This window comes from Mesorhizobium sp. M7A.F.Ca.MR.176.00.0.0 (assembly GCF_004023165.1).
Taxonomy (GTDB): domain Bacteria; phylum Pseudomonadota; class Alphaproteobacteria; order Rhizobiales; family Rhizobiaceae; genus Mesorhizobium.
Genome location: NZ_RZTC01000088.1, coordinates 3,713 through 10,363 on the forward strand (window position 1 = coordinate 3,713; position 6,651 = coordinate 10,363).

Here is a 6,651-nt window from a genome sequence, read left to right on the forward strand (position 1 = left end):
GGCAAGCAGGGCAAGGCCGGTGGAGACGGTGTCATAGCCGAGCCCGGCGTGGAACCAGATCGGCAGGTAGATCATGAAAGGCCAATAGCTGAGGTTCATCGCGGCAGAGCCGACGATGGCGCCCGAAAAGGGCCGGATCCGGAAGACCGAGAAATCGAACATCGGCCGCTGGCTGATCTTCTCGGCAATGAGGAAGGCGATGAAGCTCACTATCGAGATACCGAGGATCGCCAGCGCGGCAGGGCTGGAGAAACCCAGATCCGGCCCCTGGATGATGTAGAAAACGAGGCAGAAAACCGACGGCGACAGCGTCAGGATGCCTGCTACGTCGAGCTTGCCCGCCTGTGGATCCTTCGATTCGTGGACGCCCATCAGAGCGAGGGCGAACGCCAGCGCCGCAACCGGCACGTGGACAAGAAACACCCATTGCCAACTCGAGACCGCGACGATGCCGCCGCCGATGATGGGGCCGAAGCCGAGGCCGGTGCCGAAGATGACGCCCCACCAGCCCCATGCGACGGCGCGTTCGCGCCCTTCCCGGAATTCATGCGACAGCACGGCAAGCTGGCAGATCAGCATCGCACCGCCGCTCAGGCCCTGCAGAAACCGGGCGACGATGAGCGTGGAGACGCTTTCGGCGACGCCGCAGATCAGGGATGTCAGGCCGAAGGCGGCGATGGCGACCAGAAAGACACGCTTGCGCCCGTAACGATCGGCGATCGTGCCGACCGCCATCAGCACCGTCGTGACCGCGATCGTATAGGCGTTCATCACCCATTGCAGTTGCTTGAAGTCGGCGTGCAGCACCTGCTCCAGTGTCGGCAGGATCGCGGGAACGCTTGAAATCTCCAGGCCGAACATCAGGCACGCCAGGCAGGCGGCAAACAGAACAATGATGCCTCGGCGGGTCACTACAGTGGGCATGGTTCAACCTCGTATTGTCGGCAGTCGGCGAATCCATTGCAGCTCGCCCGGTGCGCGTATGCCCCAGGGTAGGCGAGGCTTGATCATATTAGAATTGCATGGTTGGCTATTTCAGAGACAACAAGTGCGGATAGCTGACATGACGCTGGACGTAGACGCTGTGAAAACATTCGTCGCCATCGCCGATCTTCAGAGCTTTACGCGTGCGGCAGAGGCTCTTGGCAGCACGCAAGGGGCAATCAGCGTGAAGCTGAAGCGGCTGGAAGAGCGCGTCGGCAAGAAATTGATCGAGCGCACGCCTCGGCTGGTGCGCTTGTCGGCGCAGGGCGCGGTGTTTCTCCAGCCCGCACGCGACTTCCTCGCGGCACACGATCGCGCCATTGCCAGCCTGTCTTCGGTGCGCCGCCGCTTCACACTGGGCATCGCCACCCATGTCGGGGGCGCGGAAGTCCCGACATTGCTGGCGCGGCTCAATGCGCATGACCCGGCGCTCACCATCGAAGTGCGGCTCGATGATTCGCGCGGCCTGCTGGACGCTTTCGATCGCGGTGAGATCGACGCGGCGATCATCCGCCGGGAGGACGACCGGCGCGATGGTGAAGTGCTGGCGCCCGAACATTTCGGCTGGTACGCCGCGCCCGACTTCGTCCACCGGGCCGACGAGCCGCTGCGCCTGGCGGCATCCTCGCCATCCTGCGGTATTCGTAACATCACCACCCGCGCGCTCGACGCTGTCGGAATACCGTGGACGGAGGTGTTCCTCGGCTGCGGCTCCTTCGCCGTTGCCGAAGCCGTCTCGGCCGGCCTCGCAGCCTCGGTATTTTCCTGCCGGCTTGCCCCGTCCGGCACCATCGAGGTCAGCCGGAAATTCGGGCTGCCGGCGCTGCCGCCTTCCGAGATCGTGCTGCTTTCGACGCTGACGGACGCCAAGTCCCGCGAGGCGCTGAGGACGCTTGCAATGGCCTTTCGCGAGCATCGTCCGCCTGTGGCGGGCAATGCCGGACGGCCTCGGTTCCGCAGTTCCCAGATGGTCGACGGACCGGCTTAGGACTCCCCCTCGGACACTAGGGCTGAGACCGGGCGCCCTTGATGCTATTCGGCCGCCGGTGCCAGCGGCCTGACCCTGGCCATCATGGAGCGCAGCACCGCTGGTTTGAGCGGTTTGTTGATCACCGCAATCTCGAGCCCGCCGGCGGCCGTGCGCACCTCATTGGAGCGGTCTGCGGTGACCAGCACGGCCGGCAGGGTGTCGCCATGGATCGCGCGCAGCCTGACGATGATATCGAGGCCGGTTTCGCCGTCGAGATGGTAGTCGGCAAGGACGATGTCCGGGCGGTGTATCTTCGCGGTCTCCAGATCCTTTGAACTGGACACGGTGTCGACGTTGCAACCCCAGCCTTCGAGCAGGAGCCGCATGCCTTCGAGGATACGGGCGTCGTTGTCGATGCACAGCACGTGCAGCCCGGCCAGCGAAGCCGTCGCGCGGGCAGGAACCCTGGCGTCGATCTCGCGTCGCGGTTCCTGCACGGCCGCCACGGGCAGGATGACGGAGAAGCGCGTGCCCTTGCCAGGATTGGAAAAGATCCGGATCTCCAGCCGCAGCACCCGGGCGATGCGGTCGACGATGGAGAGGCCGAGACCGAGGCCCTCGGCCTCGCGCGCGCCCTCGTCGAGCCGGGTGAATTCGCGAAAGACGGTGTTCAGCTTGTCGCCGGCGATGCCGATGCCGGTGTCGATCACCTGGATCTCGGCCAAATCGCCGCGCCGTCTGACGCCAACCAGCACGCGGCCGTGGCGCGTGTATTTGATGGCGTTGGAGACGAGATTCTGGATCAGGCGGCGCAGCAGATTGCGGTCCGTCGTCACTGTCAGCGATGACGGCATGATGGTCAGCGCGAGCTTCTTCTCGGCGGCGAGCGGCCGGAAGTCGTTGCCGATCTGGCGCAGCAATCCGTCGAGGTTGAAGGCGGTATCGTCCGGCTTCATCGCGCCGGCGTCGAGGCGGGAGATGTCGAGCACGGCGCCGAGGATGGTCTCGACCGATTCCAGCGAGGATTCGATGTTCACGGCGGCCTTGCCGGCAGGCCCTTTGCCGGCCTTCTCGATCAGCGAGGAGCAATAGAGCCGGGCGGCGTTGAGCGGCTGCAGGATGTCGTGGCCGGCGGCGGCGAGGAAGCGCGTCTTGCCGAGATTGGCCTCCTCGGCCAGCATCTGCGCCTGCGCCAGCTCCTCATTGACCCGGGTCAACTCCTCGTTGACCCGGGTCAACTCGATGGTGCGGGTCTTGACGCGCTGCTCCAGCGATTCATTGGCACGCTTCAGCGCCAGGTCCTGCTCGACGCGCCCGGAAATGTCGGCATAGGTGGCGACGATGCCGCCGTCCGGCATCGGGTTGGAGCGCAGCTCCAGGATGCGGCCCGAGGTTTTCAGTTCCATCTGCCATGGGCTGACGAAACTGGTCAGCCGGTTGAGCATGGCCACACGCTGATCGGCGGGGATGTCACCGCGTTCGGCGAGATGGCGCAGGATGCGGTCGAGCGAGACGCCGACCTGGCCCATCTCGTCGGGCAGGTCGAACAGCGCCCGGTACTGGCGGTTCCAGCAGATCAGGCGGAAATCGCGGTCGAAGACGGTGATGCCCTGTTCCATCTGGTCGAGCGCGATCTGCAACAGGTCGCGGTTGTGCTGCAGCGCCTCGGTGGCGTCGTCGAGCAAGCGGAAGGCATCTCGGGATTCGCGGTCGTGGCGCCGAAACAGCAGCGACAGGATCAGCCGCGCCGACGAGGAACCGACGGCGCTGGCGAGCAATTGCTCGGAGAAGCGGATGACGTCCATGCTCGCCTGCTCATTGCCGTGCAGCGAGGTTCCGTTGGTCTTTTCGAACGACTGGAAGGAGCGCTCGGTGCGCTCCACGCCGAGATAGCGCCCGATCGTGTCCTTGAGGTCGTTGACGGTGATGGCGGTGCGGAAGCGGCGCAGGCTTGGCATCGGGCCGGCATCGCGCGGCACGAAGATCGACGCCTGGATGCGTTCCAGCGGCACCGATGCGCGCGACAGCGAACCGAGCACGAAGAACACCGCGTTGAGCGACAGGCTCCACAGCACGCCGTGGTTCAGCGGTTCGGCGACGGTGCCGAACAGGGCCTGCGGCCGCAAGGCCTCGAAGCCGAACAGCCCATGCACGATGATGCCGGTATCAGGGGCGGCAAGCGACGGAAACAGCAGCGTGTAGCCCCAGACGAGGATGCCGGCGACCATGCCGAGTGCCGCACCCCGGCCGTTGGCGCCGCGCCAGATCAGCCCGCCGATCAGGGCGGGCGCGAACTGGGCGATGGCCGCGAACGACATCAGGCCGATCGACGACAGTCGCGCGCTGTCGGTGCTCTCGCGGTAGTAGAGGAAGGCGATGAACAGGAGGATGAAGATCGCCCCGCGCCGCACATTGAGGATGAGCGTCGACCAGTCCTCGGTCTCGGAGGTCGAGGTCTTGAGCAGGCGGCGCACGAACAGCGGAATGACGAGGTCGTTGGAGATCATGATCGACAGCGCCACACTTTCGACGATCACCATCGCCGTCGCCGCCGACAGGCCGCCGATGAAAGCCGCCATCGCCAGCACATCATGGCCGCTGAACAGGGGCAGCGACAGCACGTAGAGATCGCTGCTGGTTCCGGTGCCGACCAGCGAAAGGCCGGCGAAGGCGATCGGCAGCACGAACAGGTTGATCGCAACGAGATAGAGCGGGAACACCCATGTCGCGGTGCGCAGTTCGGCCTCGCCGCGGTTCTCGACGATGGTGACGTAGAACTGCCGCGGCAGCATGATGATGGCAAAACCGCTGAGGCAAGTCAGCACCAGCCAGGTGGCGAGCGAAGTGTTGTAGCTCATCGCCTGGCGGACCTGCGCGTTCTCGGCGAGCTTGTCGAACATGTCGCCCGGGCCGCCGAAGATCAGGAAGGTGACCATCAGGCCGATCGCCAGGAAGGCGGCGAGCTTGACCACGGTTTCGACCGCCACCGCCAGCACCAGCCCGTCCTGGTGTTCGGTGGCGTCGGCGTGACGGGTTCCAAACAGCACCGCAAACAGCGCCAGGAGCATGGCGACGACCAACGAGATGTCGCTGACGAAGGGATCGAACGAAGGCGGCGATCCCGTATAGTGCTCGACCATCAGGCTGACCGAACCGGAGATCGCCTTCAACTGCAGCGCGATATAGGGCACCGCGCCGATGGTGGCGATCAACGTGGCGATCGCCGCGACGGTGAAACTCTTGCCGTAGCGCGCGCCGAGGAAATCCGCGATTGAGGTGATCTTCTCGGTCTTGGCCAGCCGCACGATGCGGTTGAGCAGCGGAAAGCCGAACACGAACACCAGCACCGGGCCGGTATAGATGCCGAGGAATTCGAGGCCGCGCTCGGAGGAGAGGCCGACCGAACCGAAGAAGGTCCAGGACGTGCAATAGATCGCCAGGCTGAGCGCGTAGATGAAGGGCCGGGCTCGACTCGGCCCTGAAATGGCCGAGCGGCGGTCGCCCAGGCTGGCGATGGCGAACAGCAGCGTCACATAGGCGATCGCGATGATGACGATGAACAAGCCCTGCACGCCGGCAAGATCCTCCCTGTGCCGAATTTCAACCCGGCTTGCCCAGACGCAATCACAGCTTGGCTTCCGAGTCCATCACGGCTTTGGGTGCATGAAGGCCGCGGTTTCCGGGAGTGCCGCCGGGTAAGGAGAAACCGGTTGCTTTCTCTTTTTTGCCGATGTTGCAACCGCAGGTTTTTGTTATGTTGCCTCAGGTCGATGCCGCAAGGACGGAAACGGCAGTTCGGCCGGTCACGACAAGGAGGGTCGAATGCTGAAAGAATTCCAAGAATTCATTTCCAAGGGCAATGTGATGGACTTGGCCGTCGGTGTCATCATCGGCGCGGCCTTCGGCAAGATCGTCGATTCCCTTGTCAACGACATCATCATGCCGATCGTCGGTGCAATTTTCGGCGGATTGGACTTCAACAACTATTTCTTCGGACTGTCCTCAGCCGTCAACGCGACCTCGCTGGCGGACGCCAAGAAGCAGGGCGCGGTCTTTGCCTATGGCAGCTTCATCACCGTGGCGCTGAACTTCCTCATCCTCGCTTTCATCATCTTCCTGATGGTCAAGGCGGTGAACAACATGCGCAAGCGGCTTGAGCGCGAGAAGCCCGCTGCACCGGCCGCTCCGCCGCCCGCCGACGTCGCGCTGCTCACTGAAATTCGCGATCTGCTCGCCAGGCGCTGACCACGGGCGGCATTTGCTGGACCAAAACCCCGGTCGTTCGCGGCCGGGGTTTTCTGTTTTCGCATCTGGTAAGGACCGCTGACGAAAACCGCAGATCAAAACGGACCCGCCAATGACCCTGATCGACAGCTTGCGTACCGAGGCCCGTGCGGCACCCGAAAGCGGCATTGTCGCCGTCGTCAATTACGGCCGCCTGCGCGAAGGCATGATTCCGCTCTGGGCCGGCGAGGGCGACCTGCCGACGCCAGCCTTCATCACCGATGCCGCGTCGAAGGCGCTGGCCGGCGGCGAGACATTCTACACCTGGCAAAGGGGCATCCCCGATCTCAGGCAGGCGCTCTCCCGATACTATGCCAGGCATTTCGGCAAGACCTTCCCGGAGGAAGAATTCATCGTCACCGGCTCCGGCATGCATGCCATCCAGCTGGCGCTCGACGCGCTCGCCGGCGTGG

The 6,651-nt window shown here is 64.3% G+C and carries 5 protein-coding genes; 3 read left to right on the forward strand and 2 right to left on the reverse strand.

Features of this window, described 5'->3' with window-relative positions; genetic code table 11:
• Positions 1–924 (reverse strand): MFS transporter (locus tag EOB59_RS36665; RefSeq protein WP_245486738.1); only part of this gene is annotated, 924 nt, incomplete at its 3' end.
• Positions 925–1,063: 139 nt separating this feature from the next.
• Between EOB59_RS36665 and EOB59_RS24875 the strand changes: the two genes are divergently transcribed.
• Positions 1,064–1,972, forward strand: coding sequence for a LysR substrate-binding domain-containing protein (locus EOB59_RS24875; RefSeq protein ID WP_164895740.1), 909 nt, complete (start codon positions 1,064–1,066; stop codon positions 1,970–1,972).
• Between the two features lie 44 nt (positions 1,973–2,016).
• Here the strand turns inward: EOB59_RS24875 and EOB59_RS24880 are convergent, their stop codons facing one another.
• Positions 2,017–5,526 carry a PAS domain-containing hybrid sensor histidine kinase/response regulator gene (locus EOB59_RS24880; protein ID WP_128289461.1) on the reverse strand — a complete coding sequence of 1,170 codons (3,510 nt, stop codon included), beginning with the start codon at positions 5,524–5,526 and terminating at the stop codon, positions 2,017–2,019.
• A gap of 250 nt (positions 5,527–5,776) precedes the next feature.
• On the opposite strand from EOB59_RS24880, the gene mscL reads away from it, so the two are divergent.
• Together mscL and EOB59_RS36670 are read left to right on the forward strand one after the other, a co-directional pair.
• A complete protein-coding gene (gene mscL, locus EOB59_RS24885) occupies positions 5,777–6,199 on the forward strand; it encodes a large conductance mechanosensitive channel protein MscL (RefSeq protein ID WP_027038576.1) in 423 nt (140 codons plus the stop codon).
• Between the two features lie 112 nt (positions 6,200–6,311).
• The coding region (locus tag EOB59_RS36670; protein WP_245486739.1) for an aminotransferase class I/II-fold pyridoxal phosphate-dependent enzyme at positions 6,312–6,651 on the forward strand (340 nt) is incomplete at its 3' end.

Coding starts and splice junctions, on each gene's coding strand:
- mscL (WP_027038576.1), top strand. CDS start 5,777: ATGCTGAAAGAATTCCAAGAATTCATTTCCAAGGGCAATGTGATGGAC.
- EOB59_RS24875 (WP_164895740.1), top strand. CDS start 1,064: ATGACGCTGGACGTAGACGCTGTGAAAACATTCGTCGCCATCGCCGAT.